This is a genomic window from Pseudomonas sp. TMW 2.1634 (assembly GCF_001703595.1).
Lineage (GTDB): Bacteria > Pseudomonadota > Gammaproteobacteria > Pseudomonadales > Pseudomonadaceae > Aquipseudomonas > Aquipseudomonas fragi.
This window is the reverse complement of record NZ_CP016849.1, coordinates 1114434-1132659: the sequence shown is the minus strand read 5'-3', so window position 1 is coordinate 1132659 and position 18226 is coordinate 1114434. Positions and strand designations below refer to the sequence as shown.

Genomic DNA, 18226 nt, shown 5'->3' with positions numbered 1-18226 from the left:
AAGGCCCGCAGCACGGGAATGCTGCGGGCCTTTTTGCTGCTCAGCGGATGCGATGCTTGTGCAGCAAGCGATAAAACGTCGGTCGCGAAACCCCCAGCACCCTGGCCGCCAGGCTCAAGTTGTCACCATGCCTGTTCAGCACCTCGCACAGCGCCTGGCGCTCGGCACGGTCCTTGTATTCTTCAAGGGTGCCAATCGCTCCGGTCTGTGACACCTGCGATTCCAGGCCCAGGTCATGGGCTTCAATCTGCCGGCCCTCGGCCAGCACCAACCCCCTGCGCACGCGATTGGCCAGCTCACGGACATTGCCAGGCCAGCCGTGATTGCCCATAGACATCAACGCATCATCGCTGAAGGTTCGCGGGCGACGCCCGGTTTCCAGGCTGTAATACCGGGCAAAGTGGCTGGCCAGCATGGCGACATCCCCTGGGCGCTCACGCAGAGGCGCCGTGACCACCTGCAACACATTCAGGCGGTAATACAAATCTTCACGAAACCGCCCATTGACAATGGCGGCTTCCAGATCGACATGGGTGGTCGCCAGTACCCGTACATCCACCGGGATCGGCTGGTTGCCGCCAACACGCTCAATGTGTTTTTCCTGCAAAAAACGCAGCAGATTGGCTTGCAGCTCAAGGGGCAGATCGCCAATTTCATCGAGGAACAACGTGCCACCATCGGCCGCTTCGATACGCCCGATCTTGCGTTGATGGGCGCCGGTGAACGCGCCCTTCTCATGACCGAACAGTTCCGACTGGATCAAATGCTCGGGTATGGACGCGCAATTGATCGCGACAAAGGGTTTGCCATTGCGTCGCGACTGGCGATGCAGGGTACGGGCGACCAGCTCCTTGCCGGTGCCGCTTTCCCCGCGAATCAGGATGGGGGACTGGGTGGGCGCGAACTTGCCGAGGATTTTGCGCAACTCGCGCATCGAGCGGCTGCCACCGAGCAGTTCGTCTTCTTCACGGGGCGCCCAGGCTGCCGTCTGGCCGCGCAGGCACGCCATGCCAAAGGCCCTGCCGAGGGTGACCTGCACCCGCGACACATCGAAGGGCAAGGTGTGAAAGTCAAAAAACCATTCGCAGACAAAATCTCCCACATTCCTCATTTTCAGGACATCCGGGGTCAGCACCGCAATCCACTCGGTGCCGCTGCGGCTGATCATGTCCTTGACGGCTTCGGGGCGCTCAAGGTGGGCAGGCTGCAACCGGAACAGGCCCACATCACACGAACGGTCGACAACCGCGGCCAGCGTACAGCTGTCGACTGCCCAGCCGATGGTGCGCAAGCCGGGGAAAATTTCATGACAATCTTCACAGGGATCAACCACAAGCAAACGACGTGGATTCGACATTGCAAGCATGACTGTTCCTTGACGCCAGAAAATTAAAACTGCAATAGAAACAATCCCTTGTTCGACCCATGCGTAACGTTAGCAACCCTGTAAGGCGCGTCAGGATCAATTCTTGATAACGCCAATAGCCAATTGAGCTGTCAGCGCCGAAAATTGATCTGGATCAGTGGGGTGAAAAAACTTTTAAAAAAGTGACGAAAGTGTGTGACCTGATGCCGGTCTGAGGTCATCAGTACAAGTAACCAACCGAACGGTAAGCCCAGCCGACGGTTAATCACTTGATGGGCATACTTGAGAGAAAACCCTATGAACGCCCCGCTCCGTTTCAACGAAGCACTTTTGATTGCCGGCCACGCCTTTGAACCTTTTCAATGCGTTGCCTGGGCTGCCCAGGATGGTCATGGCGAACTGAGCCTGACCGTAATTGACCGTACCAATACCCGTATCGGCCGCAAACAGATCCCGCGCAGCGCCTGCGCAGACGCTGCCCAGCTCGAAAGCCTGCTGGCCCAGGCCCGTGCCGAAATCAGCAGCGAAGGGTACGCCCTGCAGCCCTGGGTGATGCCTGCCTGATCTTGCTTGTATGGGAGCGGGCTTGCCCGCCCCCGCATTTGTTCAGCGTCTAGTCATCAATATGCAGATACTCTGCATTCAAGTCCGCCGCCATCTGGCGCGAACGTCCGAGACGAATCGGGCCCCGTTCGATATCGATCAACAGCCCCGGGCAGTCAATCGCGGGCAACGTCGACCACGCCTTCAAACGACCATCGGTCAGCAGTAAAAAGCGCTGCTGCTCCTGCGGTAACTGTTTGCGCCGCTTGCCCAGCCATTGCGCGACTTCCTGCAAGGCCTGCAGCAATGGCGTCCCGCCGCCGGCTCCCAATTGCTCCAGCCAGTCATTGAGCGCCCCGCCGGCTTTGGCCCCACTGACCTGCCACACCGGCACATGCCCACTGGCTGTCATCACTGCCACCCGGGCCCGCTGGCGATAGGCATCGTCAAACAATTGTGCCAACAGGCCCTTGGCATCGCTTAACGCCTGGTGCCGGCGGGTGGACGCAGACGCATCCACCACCACCAGCCACAGCTCTTGTGCAGCACTTTGCCGGGTTTTAAAGGCCAGGTCACCGCGCTGGCGCGGACGACCACGGAGCAGGGTTTGCACCCAGTCTACCCTCCCGCTGCCGGCACTGCGGCTGGCCCCTTGATTGCCTGTGGCAAGCTGACCGCTGCGAGGTCTGGCAACCGCCCCCGCATCAGATCGAGGGCGGATGCCTAGGGCTTTTTTGGCCAGCTCGGCACTTCACGGCGTACCCCCATCGGCTGGGGTGCTGCAGGCAATTCACCCCACTGGCCCTGCCCCGATTGCGCGGCCGCACGGGATGACTCGGGGCGCGATTGCGGCGGCTCTGGCGTCGGTGCCTGACCCTGTTGCTCGCGACGTCGATGGCGCAAGGCAAACTCGGCCACAGCATCGATATCGTCCAGGCTGATGGCCGTCGCCCCGCGCCAGGCGGCATGGGCCCGCGCTGCCCGTAGCCACACCAGGTCAGCACGCATGCCGTCTACCGCTGCGGCAAAACAGCGCTCGGTAATCACCGCGAGGGACTGATCGTCCAGAGCGATCTGTTCAAGCAATTCGCGGGCCTGCTGGCAGCGCTCGCGCAAGGCTGTTTGCGCAGCCTCCCATTGCGCGCAGAAGCGGTGCGGGTCGGCATCGAAATCCAGGCGCCGGCGGATGATTTCCCCCCGTTCGGCCGGCTGCGGCTGGCCACTCATGGCCACGTTGAGGCCAAAACGGTCCAGCAACTGCGGGCGTAACTCGCCCTCTTCCGGGTTCATGGTGCCGATCAGCACAAAGCGCGCGGCGTGGCGATGGGAGATGCCATCGCGCTCGACCACATTGGTACCGCTGGCCGCCACGTCCAGCAGCACATCCACCAGATGGTCGGCGAGCAGATTGACTTCGTCGACATACAGCACGCCGCCGTCGGCCTTGGCCAGCACGCCCGGGGAGAACTGCGCCCTGCCCTGGCCCAGCGCCGCATCGAGGTCGAGGGTACCGACCAGACGCTCTTCGGTGGCGCCCAGGGGCAAGGTGACAAACTGACCGCTGGCAAGCACGTCAGCCAGCCCGCGGGCCAGGGTCGACTTGGCCATGCCGCGGGGGCCCTCGATCAGCACACCGCCGATTTTCGGGTCGATGGCGGTCAGGCACAGCGCCAGTTTCAGTGAGTCCGCGCCGACCACCGCCGATAACGGGAAATGCGGGGTGTCAGTCATAATGTAAGTTCCAGATGATCAAATCATAAATCCTCTGTGGGAGCGGGCTTGCTCGCGATGATTCAATCGCGGGCAAGCCCGCTCCCACATAAAAACAGTGGTTGCCCTTACTCTTCCTCAATATCCAGCAACAGATTTTCCAGCGCCTCGCGGTACTCCCCCGGCTCGCTCCACAGCCCGCGCTGCTGCGCTTCGAGCAACCGCTCGGTCATGTCGCGCAGGGCATGCGGGTTATGCTCACGCACAAACTCACGGGTATCCGGGTCCAGCAAATAAGCATCCGCCAGCAACGCATATTGATGATCGTCGATCAGATGCGTGGTCGCATCGAAGGCAAACAGGTTATCCAGGGTCGCGGCCATTTCGAACGCGCCTTTATAACCGTGACGCTTGACCCCCTCGATCCATTTCGGATTGGCCGCCCGGGAGCGGATCACCCGGTTCAGTTCTTCCTTGAGAGTACGGATTTTCGGCAGGTCCGGCTGGCTGTGGTCGCCGTGATAACTGGCCGCCGCCTCGCCGCGCAGGCTTTCAACTGCCGCCAGCATGCCGCCCTGGAACTGGTAATAGTCATTGGAATCGAGCAAATCGTGTTCGCGATTGTCCTGGTTCTGCACCACCGCCTGCATCTGCCCCAGGCGTTGCGCAAACTGGCCACGGGCCGCCGTGCCTGCATCAAAGGCGCCATAGGCATAACCGCCCCAATTGAGGTACACCTCGGCCAGATCGTCGCGGCTTTCCCACAAGCGACCATCAATCGCGTTCTGCACCCCGGCGCCATACGCTCCGGGCTTGGCGCCGAACACTCGCCAACCGGCCTGGCGCGCCGCCAGTTCCGGGGCCAGCCCGTCACGTTCCAGTTGCTCGCGCTCACTGCGCACCCTGGCCGCCAGCGGGTTGAGGTCATCCGGCTCATCCAGCGCCGCCACCGCCTGCACGGCGGCATCGAACAGGCGGATCAGATTGGCGAACGCATCACGAAAGAACCCGGACACGCGCAAGGTCACGTCCACCCGCGGACGGTCCAGCAAGCTGACCGGGAGGATTTCAAAGTCATCGACCCGCTGGCTGCCCGTGGCCCACACCGGACGCACGCCCATCAACGCCATCGCCTGAGCGATATCGTCACCGCCGGTGCGCATGGTCGCCGTGCCCCATACCGACAGGCCGAGCTGGCGCAGGTGGTCGCCATGATCCTGTAAATGCCGCTCAAGAATCAGGTTGGCCGATTGGAAACCGATCCGCCAGGCCGTGGTCGTAGGCAGGTTGCGCACATCTACGGAAAAAAAGTTGCGCCCCGTGGGCAGCACATCCAGCCGTCCGCGGCTCGGCGCTCCGCTGGGGCCCGCCGGCACAAAGCGGCCACCGAGGGCATCCAGCAGGCCTTGCATCTCCGCCGGGCCACAGGCGTCCAGGCGCGGTGCCACCTGCTCCAGCAATGCGGCAAAAATGCTCCGTGTCTCATCCCACAGCGCAGTGTCCGGCAGCTGCAAGGTGCCCTGCAGCGCTTGCTCGATCAACTGCGCGGCATACAACTCCAGGCGCTCGCGGGTATCGCCTGCGGTACGCCACAGTTCATCGCGGACCGCACGCAAGGCCGCGGGCTGACGCGCCGTCCAGGGCTCGGCCAGGGCGCAGTCCAGCGGGTCGAAACCCAGCTCGAAAGCCTTGGCCAGCGCCCGCAGCAGGCTCGATTGTGCCCCGCGCCCGTCGCCCCGGGGTATACGCAACAGCGCCAACAGGGTGTCGATGCGCAGGCGTCCGGCCGGTGACTCGCCGAAGATATGCAGGCCGTCGCGGATCTGCGATTCCTTGAGATCACATAGATAGGTATCCAGCCGGGGCAACCAGATGGCCGCATCGGCTTCACTGTCCAGCGCACCGTCCAGTTGCAGCTCGCGGTCGATGCGGGTCTCGCGCACCAGCTTGAGAATGTCGCGCTGCAACTCCCGCGCACGGCGCGGGTCGAGCAGTTGTGCTTCGTAATATTCGTCGGCCAGCAGCTCCAGGTCGCGCAGCGGGCCGTAGGTTTCGGCGCGAGTCAGCGGCGGCATCAAGTGATCGATGATCACCGCCTGAGTACGGCGCTTGGCCTGCGCCCCCTCCCCCGGGTCGTTGACGATAAAAGGATAGACGTTGGGCATGGGGCCCAATATGGCGTCCGGCCAGCAATGTTCGGACAGCCCGACGCCCTTGCCCGGCAGCCACTCCAGGTTGCCATGCTTGCCCACATGCACCACTGCGTGGGCACCGTAGCTGTTGCGCAGCCAGAAGTAGAACGCCAGATAGCCGTGGGGCGGCACCAGATCAGGGTCGTGGTACACCGCGCTGGCATCCACCTGATACCCCCGCGCCGGCTGGATGCCGACAAAGGTCAGGCCAAAACGCAAGCCGGCGATCATCAGGCGACCGCTGCGAAACATGGGGTCGTTTTGCGGTTCGCCCCAGCGCTCGATCACGGCCTGACGATTGGCCTCGGGCAGGCGATCGAACATCGTCAGGTACTCTTCCAGCGCCAGGCTTTGCATGCACGGGCGCAGGTCGAGGCTGTCCAGGTCATTGCTGACCCCGCCCAGCAGCGCCTGAATCAGCCCGGTGCCGCTGTCGGGCAGCTCGCCTTCCAGCGGATAACCTTCGGCCTGCAAGGCACGCAGGATATTCAGCGCCGCGGCCGGGGTGTCCAGGCCCACGCCGTTGCCGATACGGCCATCGCGGGTCGGGTAGTTGGCCAGGATCAGGGCGATACGCTTTTGCGGGTTGGGCACCCGGGCCAGTTCGACCCAGCGCCGCGCCAGTTCGGCGACAAAATCCATGCGTTCAGGGTGAGCGCGATAACACACCACATCCGACTGGCTACGCTCGCTGCGCCAGGCCAGGTCCTTGAAGCTGATCGGGCGGCTGATAATCCGCCCATCCAACTCCGGCAAGGCAATGTGCATGGCCAAATCGCGCGGCCCCAGGCCCTGCTCGCTGGCTTGCCAGCCGGGCTGGTTATCCTGGGCACAGATGGCCTGGATCACCGGGATATTGCGGCGAAACGGGCGCAAGTGCGGAGCTTCGGGGCTGGATTGGGCAAAGCCGGTGGTATTGAGAATCACCCCGGCGTCCACCTCGTCGAGCAAATCCTGCACCACCGTCAGGCAGCCTGGCTCTTTAAGGCTGGCCACGGCAATCGGCAAGGGGTTGAGCCCCGCCGCCTGCAGACGCTGGCAGAACACATCGACAAACGCGGTGTTGGCCGCCTGCAAATGCGAGCGGTAGAACAACAGCGCGGCCACCGGTTGCCCCGGCTGCCAGTCGGCTTGCCAGTCCTTGAGTGCCGGGCTGGCATGAGCCGGATGATAAATCGCGGTACGCGGCAGGGTCTGCGGCTCGTCCCAGCCATAGTCACGGCCCAGCCATTGGTCGGCCAGGCAGCGATAGAGCTGCAGCGCATTGTGCCGCCCGCCCTGGCGCAAAAAGTGCCAGAGCCGCTCAGCCTGCTCGGCGGGCACAGTGCCCAGGGCGCTGAGTTCAGGGTCGGGACGGTCATCACCGGGCACCAGGATCAGGGTCACGCCACGCTCGGCCAGTTGCACCAGCCGCTCAATGCCGTAGCGCCAGTAGCCGATACCACCGTGCAACGACAGCAGAATCACCTTGGCGTGTTGCAAGACCTCATCGACATAAAGGTCGACCGAACCGTGGTTTTGCACCTGCATCGGGTTGGCCAGACGCAGGCTTGGATAATCTTCAGGCAACTGCTGCGCCGCTTCGGCCAGCAGGGCCAGGCTTGAATCACCGCTGCACAGGATCACCAGCTCGGCGGGGGTCTGGCCAAGGTCGGCAATATTGTCGTCCGCTACAAAGCCGCCGGGCTGGGTCCTGAGCAAATGCATGGTTTAGACGCTCAGCGCTGTACGCAAGGTGGATTCGAGCAGGGCCGCATCCAGGTCCTGGCCGATCAGTACCAGTTTGGTGCTGCGTGCCTCGTCGCGGCCCCAGGCGCGGTCGAAGTGCTTGTCAAAGCGCGTGCCCACGCCCTGGATCAGCAGGCGCATCGGCTTGCCCGGGATCGCGGCGAAACCCTTGACCCGCAGAATGCCATGTTTGACCACCAACGCGGTCAAAGCGTCCATCAACAGGCGCTCTTCAGCTTGTGGCAGTTCGATGGAGATGGAATCAAATGCATCGTGGTCGTGATCGTCGTGGTCATCATCGCCATCGTGATGATGGTCGTGGTGGCTGTGACGGCCATCAATATGGTCTTCAGACCCCGCGCCCAGCCCCAGCAACACGTCCAGTGGCAAGCGACCGCTGCTGGCTTCAATGACTTTCACCGCCGGTGGCAGTTCTTCAGCGACTTCGGCGCGCACTTTGGCCAGGTCTTCAGGGCTGATCAGGTCAGCCTTATTGAGGATCACCAGATCAGCGCTGGCCAGTTGGTCAGCAAACAGTTCGTGCAGAGGCGATTCGTGGTCCAGATTAGGGTCAAGCTTGCGCTGGGCATCGACTTGATCCGGGAAGGCCGCGAATGTGCCAGCGGCCACGGCCGGGCTGTCGACCACGGTGATCACCGCGTCAACCGTGCAGGCGCTGCGGATTTCCGGCCACTGGAAGGCTTGCACCAGCGGTTTTGGCAGGGCCAGGCCCGAGGTTTCGATAAGGATATGGTCGATATCGCCACGGCGCGCCACCAGTTCGCGCATCACCGGGAAGAACTCTTCCTGCACGGTGCAGCACAGGCAGCCATTGGCCAGCTCGTAGACGCGGCCATTGGCCTCTTCTTCGGTGCAGCCGATGGAGCATTGCTTGAGGATTTCGCCGTCGATGCCCAGCTCGCCGAACTCGTTGACGATTACGGCAATGCGCCGGCCCTGGGCGTTGTCCAGCATATGGCGCAGCAAGGTAGTTTTACCCGAGCCAAGAAAGCCGGTAACGATGGTGACGGGGGTTTTGGCCAGTGTTTTCATCGGATGCCCTTTGGCAAAACGGCGGGCATACGGGACGACGACCGCAGGCAGTGCGCGGTCAGTCTTCGCCACCGGATCACCCCGCCCGGTTGAAGTAAGAATCTGTCACGAGGCAGGTCTCCTGGCTTACGGCTGATACCTACCTTGCGCCTTCCCGCCTGTTTGGCAGTGGCAGTGCAAGATCAATGACCGTTTACAGTTGCGGGGGCAGCCGCGGCATACCGCGTTCCCTTCTTAGCTTCGCGCTGCGAAGAACCTCGAACGCGCAAGGCTACGCAGTGCTTTGTAACAGGTCAATGCGCAGCTGTGACCCATCGACTGTGGGAGCGGGCTTGCTCGCGATGGCATCACTGCGATCTGCCCGCAAAACCGGGGCGCCTGTATCGCGAGCAAGCCCGCTCCCACACAGGAATTTCGTTGCACATGTGTTCTAATTGCCGCCTTTTTTCAGCCACAGTGTTTCAAGGATCTGCCCATGCCGTCCACCCGCCCCACCCGCGTCCTGATTATCGGCTACGTGTGGCCCGAGCCACGCTCTTCGGCGGCAGGCGGGCATATGATGCAGATCATCGAAAGCTTTTTGCAGCGCGGCTGGCAGATTACCTTCAGCAGCCCGGCCGGCATCGGTGAGCACAAGGCCGATCTGGCCGGCCTGGGCATCGACGAAGTCGGTATCGAGCTCAACAACAGCAGTTTCGATACCTTTATCAGCGAGTTGGCCCCCGATATCGTGCTGTTCGACCGCTTTATGATGGAAGAGCAGTTCGGCTGGCGCGTCGAGAAGCACTGCCCCGACGCCCTGCGCGTGCTGGAAACCTCCGACCTGCAAAGCCTGCGCGACGCCCGCCAGCAACAGCTCAAGGCGCGCCTCAAAAGCAGTGCCGAGCTGGATGACTTCAGCAGCCTGTTCGCTCCGGCCCGGCGCGACACGTTTGAGCAGATGGCCGGCACCGACCTGGCCCAGCGGGAAATCGCCGCGATCTACCGCTGTGACCTGAGCCTGATGATCTCCGAGTACGAAATCGACCTGCTGGTTGAGCACTTCAACGTGCCCAGGGCCCTGCTGCACTGGTGCCCGCTGATGGTCGACAGCGTGCCCGCCACGTTTGTGCCTTTTGAGCAGCGTCAGCACTTTCTGAGCATCGGCAACTTTCGCCACGCGCCCAACTGGGATGCCGTGCTCTGGATGAAAGCCACTGTCTGGCCACTGATTCGCCAGCAACTGCCCGGCGCGCAACTGCATGTCTACGGCGCCTACACCCCGCCCAAGGCCACGGCGCTGCACAACCCGGCGCAGGGTTTTCATGTACTCAACTGGGCCGAAGATGCCCTTGAGGTGATGAGCCATGCGCGTATTTGCATGGCGCCGTTGCGCTTTGGTGCCGGGATCAAGGGCAAAATTGCCGACGCCATGCTCTGCGGCACGCCCAACGTCACTACGCCGGTAGGCGCCGAGGGCATGCATGGCGACCTGCCGTGGGCCGGAGCCATCGAACAGAGCGCCACTGCGATTGCCACGGCGGCTGTACACCTGTATCAGAACGCCGAAGCCTGGCATCAGGCCCAACAACACGGGCAGACCCTGCTGGCGCAACGCTATCTGCAAGCCAGCCACGGCCCGGCCCTGGTTGAATGCATCGAACGTTGCCGCACCGGACTGGAACAGCACCGGCGCAACAACTTCACCGGGGCGATGCTGCGCCACCACCAGCACAAGAGCACCCTGTACATGGCGCAATGGATCGAGGCCAAGAACCGCCCGCACACTCTTTGAACCACTCGGGACTAGCCCGCTGGGTCAATGACTGGTGCGCCTCAACAGATAGGTATCCATGATCCAGCCCTTGCGTAGGCGCGCCGCTTCGCGGACCTGCTTGATCTGCTCGCACACGTCGGCCAGCTTGCCGGCAATCAGGATTTCGTCCGCCGTGCCGATGTAAGCGCCCCAGTAGATATCCACGTTTTCGGCGACAAACGCGGCGAAGGCGCAATGGGCATCGAGCATCACCACCACATTGTCCAGATCCCCGGCGTGCAGCCGGCGCCCGGTGGTGATGCGGATCGGCTGGCCGATGCCGTTGAGCGCAATCCGATGACGCGCTGCCAGCGCCTGCACACTGCTGATACCGGGGATTACCTGGTAGTCGAAATCGTCGCAGCCCCCGGCCCGCACCCGGTCAAGGATGCGCAGGGTGCTGTCGTACAACCCGGGGTCGCCCCACAGTAAAAATGCGCCGAATTCGCCGTCAGCCAGTTCCTCGTCGATCAAGCGGGCAAACACCTCGGCCCGCTGCTCGTGCCAATGCTCGACACCCTCGGTGTAGGACGGCGTCGAGCTGTCACGCTGCGGATCACTGACCTGCACCACCCGGTAACCCGGTTCGCGGATATAGCGCTGGCAGATGTCCAGGCGCAGGCGCACCAGGTCGTTGGTGGCCTGGCCCTTGTCCAGCACAAACAGCACATCGGCACGGTTGAGCGCGTTGATGGCCTGCACGGTGATCTGTTCCGGGTCGCCGGCGCCAATGCCAATCAGCAAGAGTGTTTTCATCTGTCGATCCATCCAGCCCCGATACGGGGAGACTTGTCATGATCGCCAGCATAACAAAGGCCCACTGTGGGAGCGGGCTTGCTCGCGATGGATGCGACGCGGACATTCGTTTGAACCGCGTCGATCACAAGCCAGGCCGCTGCAGCAGGGCTTTACTTGAGGCTTACCAGATGGACAGGTTGTAGCTCACGATCAGGCGCGTTTCGTCCACGTCACGGGCGAACTGGGCGTAGTTGGTGCGGTAGGTGGCATTGCGCAAGCGCAGGCTGACGTCTTTGAATGTGCCACTCTGCACGACATACTTCAGCTCGCTGTCACGTTCCCACTCCTTGCCTTCTTCAGTGCGACCCACCACCTTGATATGGTCGCCATTGACATAGCGGGTCAGGAACGACAGGCCGTCAATGCCGATGGCCTTGAAGTCATAGTCGTAACGCAGCTGCCATGAACGTTCCTGGGCATTGGCGAAGTCGTTGACCTGCAGGTAGTTGACCAGGTACGGGTTGCTGCCATCCAGGTACGGCATCGAGGTATCGCCGTTCATGCGCTGCCAGCCGGCACTGAGCTTGTGCCCGGCCAGGGAGTAACCGAGCATGGCGCCCAGGGCACGGTTGTCGATATTGCCGGCCCTGGCCGAACCCGAATCGTCACTCTTGAGCAAGCGCACATCTGCCGACAGCACGCCCGGGCCCACCGGCTGCGTGGCCAGCAAACCGACAAACTGCTGGCGGTAGATGTCCTGCAACTCGCCATAATGATACTGCGCGGTCAGGCGCTCGTTGACCTTGTAGTCCAGGCCGTACATGGTGAAGTGATCGGCAGTGATGTTGCAGCCATAGCGCTTGTTCTTGCAGTTCAGGCGCAGGTCCTGGGAGTCCGTGGAATCCCGGGCGGTATAGCGATCAAGGCGCGAGGCCATGAACTTGAGGTCCTTGATTTCCTGGGACACCAGCATCGCGCCGTTGAACATGTTCGGCAGCAAACGGCCATCGTTGTACTTGAGCAAAGGCAGGTCGGGCAGCAACGCGCCGTACTTGAGCACGGTGTCGGACACGCGCATCTTGGCCGTCAGGCCGAACTTGGCGTATTGGTCCTTGGAACGACGGGGATCGTTACCGGTCGAAGGCAACAGGCCGCTGTTGCTGTCGGCAGGGCTGGAATCCAGCTTCAGGCCCAACATGCCCAGGGCATCGAGGCCAAAACCCACGGTGCCTTCGGTGTAGCCCGATTGCAGATTGAGGATAAAACCCTGCGCGGTTTCATCGCGCTTGGAAGCGCCCTGGGGGTTTGAGCTTGAGCCATCGCGAAAATCGCGGTTGAAGTACACCGTGCGCGCTTCCAGTTTGGCGCTGCTGTCTTCAAAAAAACCGCCGGCCTGTGACGGTGCGGCAAAACCGGCACACACTGCGAGCGCGCCCAAGCGTGTTACCCGGCTCTGCGCCAACAATGAAAAAGGAACAACCATGTACAAGCTCCAGCAGCCAATCATTGGCAAGGTGAAAACGATCGCAGGCACGCCCGGCATTACCCTCGGCGTGCGCAATCAAAAAAAGGGGCGCAATTGTACGAAAGGCTAAGCTCAAGCCTCATTCGACCTTAGTCGAACGGTCAAGACTGCACCTTGCAGCAAGGTTTATAGCCTTGAGCCGGTATCCGGCATTACATACACTGACTCACAGATTCAAACCCGGGAACTACCATGGCAATCAAGAGTTCTAGGCGCCGCCAGCGTCTGCAGGCCACGGCCACCGAACAAGCCTTGCTTGAGCTTAACGAAACCCTTGAGCAACGCGTGGCCGAACGCACCCGGGCGCTGGCCGAGGCCAACCTGCAATTGCAGTGCGAGATCCTGGAGCGGGCACGGGCCGAAGAAGCCCTGCGCCACGGGCAAAAAATGGAGGCCGTGGGCCAACTTACCGGTGGCATCGCCCACGACTTCAACAATATGCTTACCGGGATCATTGCCAGCCTGGACTTGATGAAGCGTTATATCGCCGCTGGCCGCATTGACGAGGTCGAGCGTTTTGCCGATGCCGCCGTCAACTCAGCGCAGCGCGCCGCCGCGCTGACCAACCGCCTGCTGACCTTCTCCCGGCGCCAGTCACTGGACCGCAAGCCACTGGACCCTAACCAGTTGGTGAAGTCGCTGCAGGCGTTGTTCAGCAGCACCAAAGGCGCGCATATCGAGCTGATCCTGGAGCTGGGGCAACACATCTGGTCGGTCAACACCGACACCGGCCAGCTGGAAAGTGCCCTGCTCAACCTGATGATCAACGCGCGTGACGCGATGCCCGACGGCGGCACACTGCGGGTCAAGACGGCCAATCACTACCTCGATGCCAGTGACCTGGGCACGCTGGAGTCGGTCAGTTCGGGGGACTACGTCATGCTGGAGGTCAGCGACAACGGCACCGGCATGAGCCCGCAGATTCTGGCCAAGGCCTTTGACCCCTTTTTCACTACCAAGCCGGTGGGCCAGGGTACCGGGCTTGGGCTGTCGATGATTTACGGCTTTGCCCAACAGTCGGGTGGGCATGTCAGTATCAGCAGCAAGAGCGGCTGTGGCACCCGGGTGTGCCTGTACCTGCCGCGCCATCACCACTTCGAGGCGAAAACTCAGGCATAATCCGCGCCCGCGCACTATGCCCCACAGTTCCAAGGTAAAGACCCATGAAAGCTCAAGCCCGCCATATCCTGGTGAAAACCGCCGAAGAGGCCGAATCGCTCAAGCAACGCATCGCCAAGGGCGAAGCCTTCGATGTGTTGGCGAAAAAATTCTCCACCTGCCCTTCGGGCAAGCGCGGCGGTGACCTGGGCGAAGTGCGGCCGGGGCAAATGGTCGGGATCATCGACCAGATCATCTTTAAAAAACCGCTGCGGGTGGTACATGGCCCGGTCAAGAGCAAGTTCGGCTATCACCTGGTTCAGGTGTTTTACCGCGACTAAAACGCAGCAAAAGAAAAAAGCCCGAAACAACACACCTCCCCCCTGTGGGTGCGGGCTTGCCCGCGATAGCAGCACTTCGATCATCCAGATAGAACGAGGTGCCTGCATCGCGGGCAAGCCCGGCTCCCACAGAAAACAAATGGCGTTATCCAGCTACGAGTCAAACGCCAATGCCGGCTATGCACCCGGTACCCAAGTTAACCCCGACAACCGATTTCACCCCAATCGCCACCAACGCGGCAGCAACTGCTGCACCTTGGGCTCGGCAAAACGGTCATCGATCAGAAACAGCGTGCCCTCATCGCTCTGGGTACGAATCACCCGCCCGGCAGCCTGCACCACTTTTTGCACACCGGGGTACAGGTAGGTGTAGTCATAGCCAGCACCAAACAGGGCGCCCATGCGCTGTTTGATCTGCTCATTGACCGGATTCAACTGCGCCAGCCCCAGGGTCGCGACAAACGCGCCAATCAGCCGCGCGCCGGGCAAATCAATGCCCTCGCCAAATGCCCCGCCCAACACGGCAAAACCGACGCCCTGGCTCGACAGGGTGAACTGATCAAGAAAACCTTGGCGGGCGCTTTCGTCCATGCGCCGCGCCTGCGCCCACTGGGTGACGTGCGGGTAGCGCTCGGCGAGCAACCCGGCCACCTGTTGCAGGTAATCAAAGCTACTGAAAAACGCCAGGTAATTGCCCGGGCGCTGTTCGAACTGGCGGGCAATCAATTCCACAATCGGCGCCAGGGAAGCCTGGCGATGGACAAAGCGGGTGGATATCTGGCTGACCACCTGTACCTTCAACTGCTCGGCCTGAAACGGCGACTCCACATCCATCCATACCGTATCCGCAGGCAAACCGAGCAGGTTGGCGTAATAGGTTTGCGGGCTCAGGGTGGCCGAGAACAACACATTGCTCTGCGCGCTGGCCAGCCGTGGCCCGATAAAACCGGCGGGCACGATATTGCGCAGGTTCAGCTGCGACAGGCGCCGTTTGCCGTCTTCGCGCAGGCTGATATCAAACAGAAAATGCCCGTCAAACAACTCCGCCACCCGGTTAAATTGCAGCGCTTCGAAGTAAAACGCCTGCAGATTGGCGCTTAGCCCCTGAGGGTGATCGTTGAGGTAATCGCCAATGGCGGTAATGCACAGCGACAAGGCCGCCAGCCATTTGCCAGGCAAGTGCGAATGAACCTGATACGGACCTACCTGTTCCTTGTGCAGGGCATTCCATTCACGGTTCAGGCGCTTGAAGGGCTTGTCCAGCGGCGCCGGGGCCGAGTACCGCACAGTGTTCAAGGTTTGCTGGTCCAGGCTTGCGCTGTACATCTGCCGTGCCCGCTCCACCAGGTTGTGCGCTTCGTCCACCAGGGTCGCCAGCCGCCATTGGTTGGCCTGGCCCAGGCCGTAGAGCAACGCCGTGAAATCGAAGTAATAGTTGTAATCGGCAATCACCACATCTGCCCAGCGTGCCATCTCCTGGCTCAGGTAGTAGGGGCATACTTCATGGGCCAGGGCGACGCTGCGCAAGGTCTGTTGATCGAGCGGCGAGCGGGCCACAGCGGCCATGCGCGCTGCGGGCAAGCGATCATAAAAGCCTCTGGCCAGCGGACAGGCGTCGCCATTGCAGGCGTTTTCGGGATATTCGCAAGCCTTGTCCCGCGCGACCAGTTCCAGTACCCGCAAAGGCACAGGTTGCCCGGGAGGATAGAGCACTTGCGCCGCATCGAGCGCCAGTTTGCGCCCCGGGGTCTTGGCAGTCAGGAACAGCAGCTTGTCGAGTTGCTGGCCCGGCATGGCCTTGAGCAGCGGAAACAGGGTGCCGATGGTTTTGCCAATCCCGGTCGGCGCCTGAGCCATCAGGCAGCGCCCGGTACTGGCCGTTTTGTACACGGCCTCGGCGAGTGTCCGTTGCCCGGTACGAAAGTGCTGATGGGGAAAGGCCAGTGTGCGGGCGGCATCATCCCGCGCCTGCCGATGGGCCATTTCTTGCTCGGCCCAGGCCAGAAACAGTCCGCATTGCTGCTCGAAGAACGCCTGCAGAGCCGTTGCTGACCAGGTTTCCTGGAGGCGGGTTTCCTTTTCGCTGACGATATCAAAGTACACCAGCGCCAGATCGACCTGCGCCAGCTGCAGGCTCTGGCACAGCAACCCGCCATAGACCCGGGCCTGCGCCCAGTGCAATTGGCGATGATTGGCCGGGATCGCGGTGAAGTCGCCACGAAAAGTCTTCACTTCCTCCAGCACATTGGCCACCGGGTCATAGCCGTCTGCCCTGCCACGCACGGTCAAAGCACCATACTGGCCTTCAAGGCTCAGCTCGGCCTGGTACTGTGCATGGCGGCGTGCAGCCACCGTGCGATGCCCGGCAATCCCCTGTTGCGCCGTAGGCGAGGGGGTAAAGCGCAAATCCAGGTCACCCGCCTTGGCTGTGAACTCGCACAGGGTACGCACAGCAACGCGATAACTCACTGCGCCGGCTCCTGCCATTGCACATAGCACACCGTCACCGGCATCTGATGCGCTTGGCAAAAGGCCAGCCAGCGCAACTGGTTGTCTTGCAGGCGATCGCCCGGACCCTTGACCTCTATCATGCGGTAGGTTTTTTGCTCGGGGTACAGCTGGATCAGGTCAGGCATGCCTGTGCGATTGGCCCTTATATCCAGCAACAAACGCCGGAACCACAGTTTCAAGTGCGCCGCAGGCAGGCACTCCAGCGCCTCTGCCAGCAAGCCGGGGGGCAGGTGATTCCAGGCGACAAAAGGCGATTGCAAGCCCTTTTTGGCGGCATAGGTCTCGCCAATCGTGGCCCGGTAACGACCATCATCGAGCTGCGCCAGGCAGCGCTCGAACAACTCGGTACGCTGATGATAAAAATCGTCTTCGTGCAAGTCTGCGGGGCCGACTTGATACGGGTGAAAAAAAGCCCCCGGCAGCGGCGCAAAGATGGCTGGCCAGCACAGCAAGCCGAACAGGCCGTTGATCAGGGTGTTCTCCACATAATGCACCGGTGCCTGGCCAGTATGAAGATGCGCCACCACCTGCTGTTCCACGCTGCTGGCATCGTCCCGTGGCAGGCACAGGTCGAGGCGATCCGGGGCTGTCGATTTGACCACCGCCAGGGCTGCCAGCCCCAATTTGCGCCGCAGGCGCGGGATAATCCGCAACAGATGCTGATGCTCTGCGTCGTTGACTGGCCCCTGTTGCGCAACTTGCGCCAGGCTCAGCGCGGCCTGGTAGTGTTCCTGGCGCTCAAGCACGCGGATACTGCGCTGGCGCGCGTCTGGGTGCTGGCTGTGCTGGTACAACTGCAATGCCCGGTCCAGCGCCCCTGCCCGCTCCAGATGCTGGCCGAGCTGAAACAGCAAGCGTGCGCGACGGCGCTGCAACCAGCGGTTATCCACCTCGTAGTCCAGCACCTGTTGCAGCACGGCCTCGGCATCGCCGCTGAGCTCAAACTGCTCGCGACAGGCGTAAAGGTGCAAGTAACCTTCAATATCGGCCCGACAGCGCAACGCCCGGGATTCAGGGCTGAACTCGACCCTTTCATAGCTGAACAGGCCCAGGTCTGCCAGCACCAGGTCCGACCAGCTCTGCCCCAGGTTGCCAAAGAACATCAACCGCAGGCGATCGCACAGCGCCCGGTGGTTGAGGCTATAAAGTGCTTCACCAAGCCCGGGATGCCACTGCCCCAGGCTCTGCTGCTGGGGGAAAACGCCGGCCAGTTCCTCGAGCCAGTCCGATTTCCTGGCCTTGGGCCGAGTGATATGTGCGCTGAAACGGGCGAGAATCTCCGGTTTTTGCAGCAGTTCAAACACCTCGGCCAACCCCAGGGGCGCCTGATCGTCCAGCCAGCCCAACGCCAGCAATGCCGTTGCGGCCCGTGACGGCTCGCCGATCTCCGGGTAATTGAGCTTGCTGGCGCGAAAATGCTCGCCCTTGCGCATCACCATGCGCACCCACAACGCCTGCGAGGCCACGGGCAGCTGGGCAAAACCCGTAATAAAACACTGCTCGTCGACGCTCAGGACATCGTCATAACGGGCGGCGATCCAGTCGAGAACATGCTGGAAGTTCTTCAGGTAATAAAACGGGTCTTCGAGGGGATTGGAAATCACGGGCAAAACGGACCACTGGCTT

Annotated in this window: 12 protein-coding genes, 1 pseudogene and 1 riboswitch; of the genes and pseudogenes, 4 read left to right on the top strand and 9 right to left on the bottom strand. The window is 61.8% G+C overall.

The window, feature by feature from the left end; all coding sequences use genetic code 11:
- Positions 1-40 precede the first annotated feature (40 nt).
- Positions 41-1366 (bottom strand): sigma-54 dependent transcriptional regulator, encoded by a 1326-nt coding sequence (locus BFC21_RS05400; RefSeq protein WP_120265772.1) that lies wholly within the window; start codon positions 1364-1366, stop codon positions 41-43.
- A gap of 297 nt (positions 1367-1663) precedes the next feature.
- Here BFC21_RS05400 and BFC21_RS05395 point away from each other — a divergent pair, with 297 nt between their 5' ends.
- The gene (locus tag BFC21_RS05395) at positions 1664-1930 is read left to right on the top strand and encodes a hypothetical protein (RefSeq protein ID WP_016780868.1); all 267 of its coding nucleotides are present in this window, start codon (positions 1664-1666) and stop codon (positions 1928-1930) included.
- A gap of 49 nt (positions 1931-1979) precedes the next feature.
- Here BFC21_RS05395 and BFC21_RS05390 read toward each other — a convergent pair whose 3' ends face one another.
- The 4 genes from BFC21_RS05390 to cobW form a co-directional block, all read right to left on the bottom strand.
- The gene (locus BFC21_RS05390) at positions 1980-2522 is read right to left on the bottom strand and encodes a VWA domain-containing protein (protein WP_120265771.1); all 543 of its coding nucleotides are present in this window, start codon (positions 2520-2522) and stop codon (positions 1980-1982) included.
- 110 nt (positions 2523-2632) lie between these two features.
- A complete protein-coding gene (locus BFC21_RS05385) occupies positions 2633-3640 on the bottom strand; it encodes an ATP-binding protein (RefSeq protein ID WP_095004882.1) in 1008 nt (335 codons plus the stop codon).
- A 107-nt stretch (positions 3641-3747) separates the two neighbouring features.
- Positions 3748-7518 carry a cobaltochelatase subunit CobN gene (cobN, locus tag BFC21_RS05380; RefSeq protein WP_120265770.1) on the bottom strand — a complete coding sequence of 1257 codons (3771 nt, stop codon included), beginning with the start codon at positions 7516-7518 and terminating at the stop codon, positions 3748-3750.
- 3 nt (positions 7519-7521) lie between these two features.
- Complete coding sequence (cobW, locus tag BFC21_RS05375) at positions 7522-8592, bottom strand: cobalamin biosynthesis protein CobW (protein WP_120265769.1); 1071 nt, start codon at positions 8590-8592, stop codon at positions 7522-7524.
- A 93-nt stretch (positions 8593-8685) separates the two neighbouring features.
- Positions 8686-8867, bottom strand: a riboswitch (cobalamin riboswitch).
- A gap of 200 nt (positions 8868-9067) precedes the next feature.
- On the opposite strand from cobW, the gene BFC21_RS05370 reads away from it, so the two are divergent.
- The gene (locus BFC21_RS05370) at positions 9068-10366 is read left to right on the top strand and encodes a glycosyltransferase (RefSeq protein WP_088377350.1); all 1299 of its coding nucleotides are present in this window, start codon (positions 9068-9070) and stop codon (positions 10364-10366) included.
- A 24-nt stretch (positions 10367-10390) separates the two neighbouring features.
- Here the strand turns inward: BFC21_RS05370 and cobF are convergent, their stop codons facing one another.
- Entirely contained in the window at positions 10391-11143 is a 753-nt protein-coding gene (gene cobF, locus BFC21_RS05365; RefSeq protein ID WP_088377349.1) for a precorrin-6A synthase (deacetylating), read from the bottom strand.
- A 163-nt stretch (positions 11144-11306) separates the two neighbouring features.
- Positions 11307-12608 carry an OprD family porin gene (locus BFC21_RS05360; protein WP_120265768.1) on the bottom strand — a complete coding sequence of 434 codons (1302 nt, stop codon included), beginning with the start codon at positions 12606-12608 and terminating at the stop codon, positions 11307-11309.
- A 282-nt stretch (positions 12609-12890) separates the two neighbouring features.
- On the opposite strand from BFC21_RS05360, the pseudogene BFC21_RS05355 reads away from it, so the two are divergent.
- Together BFC21_RS05355 and BFC21_RS05350 are read left to right on the top strand one after the other, a co-directional pair.
- Positions 12891-13742: pseudogene (locus tag BFC21_RS05355) on the top strand (sensor histidine kinase); the annotation flags it as partial.
- Positions 13743-13813: 71 nt separating this feature from the next.
- Positions 13814-14089 (top strand): peptidylprolyl isomerase, encoded by a 276-nt coding sequence (locus BFC21_RS05350; RefSeq protein WP_083369510.1) that lies wholly within the window; start codon positions 13814-13816, stop codon positions 14087-14089.
- 216 nt (positions 14090-14305) lie between these two features.
- On the opposite strand, the gene BFC21_RS05340 is transcribed toward BFC21_RS05350, so the two are convergent.
- Entirely contained in the window at positions 14306-16558 is a 2253-nt protein-coding gene (locus BFC21_RS05340; protein ID WP_088377347.1) for an ATP-dependent DNA helicase, read from the bottom strand.
- Positions 16555-18204, bottom strand: a complete 1650-nt coding sequence (locus BFC21_RS05335) for a VRR-NUC domain-containing protein (RefSeq protein WP_120266684.1) — start codon at positions 18202-18204, stop codon at positions 16555-16557. The genes BFC21_RS05340 and BFC21_RS05335 overlap by 4 nt, the downstream gene beginning before the upstream one ends.
- Between the last annotated feature and the right edge of the window lie 22 nt (positions 18205-18226).

Excerpts from the sequence above, each read along its gene's own strand:
- BFC21_RS05370 (WP_088377350.1), top strand. The coding sequence starts at position 9,068 with ATGCCGTCCACCCGCCCCACCCGCGTCCTGATTATCGGCTACGTGTGG.
- cobW (WP_120265769.1), bottom strand. The coding sequence starts at position 8,592 with ATGAAAACACTGGCCAAAACCCCCGTCACCATCGTTACCGGCTTTCTT.
- cobF (WP_088377349.1), bottom strand. The coding sequence starts at position 11,143 with ATGAAAACACTCTTGCTGATTGGCATTGGCGCCGGCGACCCGGAACAG.
- cobN (WP_120265770.1), bottom strand. The coding sequence starts at position 7,518 with ATGCATTTGCTCAGGACCCAGCCCGGCGGCTTTGTAGCGGACGACAAT.
- BFC21_RS05350 (WP_083369510.1), top strand. The coding sequence starts at position 13,814 with ATGAAAGCTCAAGCCCGCCATATCCTGGTGAAAACCGCCGAAGAGGCC.
- BFC21_RS05360 (WP_120265768.1), bottom strand. The coding sequence starts at position 12,608 with ATGGTTGTTCCTTTTTCATTGTTGGCGCAGAGCCGGGTAACACGCTTG.
- BFC21_RS05385 (WP_095004882.1), bottom strand. The coding sequence starts at position 3,640 with ATGACTGACACCCCGCATTTCCCGTTATCGGCGGTGGTCGGCGCGGAC.
- BFC21_RS05400 (WP_120265772.1), bottom strand. The coding sequence starts at position 1,366 with ATGCTTGCAATGTCGAATCCACGTCGTTTGCTTGTGGTTGATCCCTGT.
- BFC21_RS05395 (WP_016780868.1), top strand. The coding sequence starts at position 1,664 with ATGAACGCCCCGCTCCGTTTCAACGAAGCACTTTTGATTGCCGGCCAC.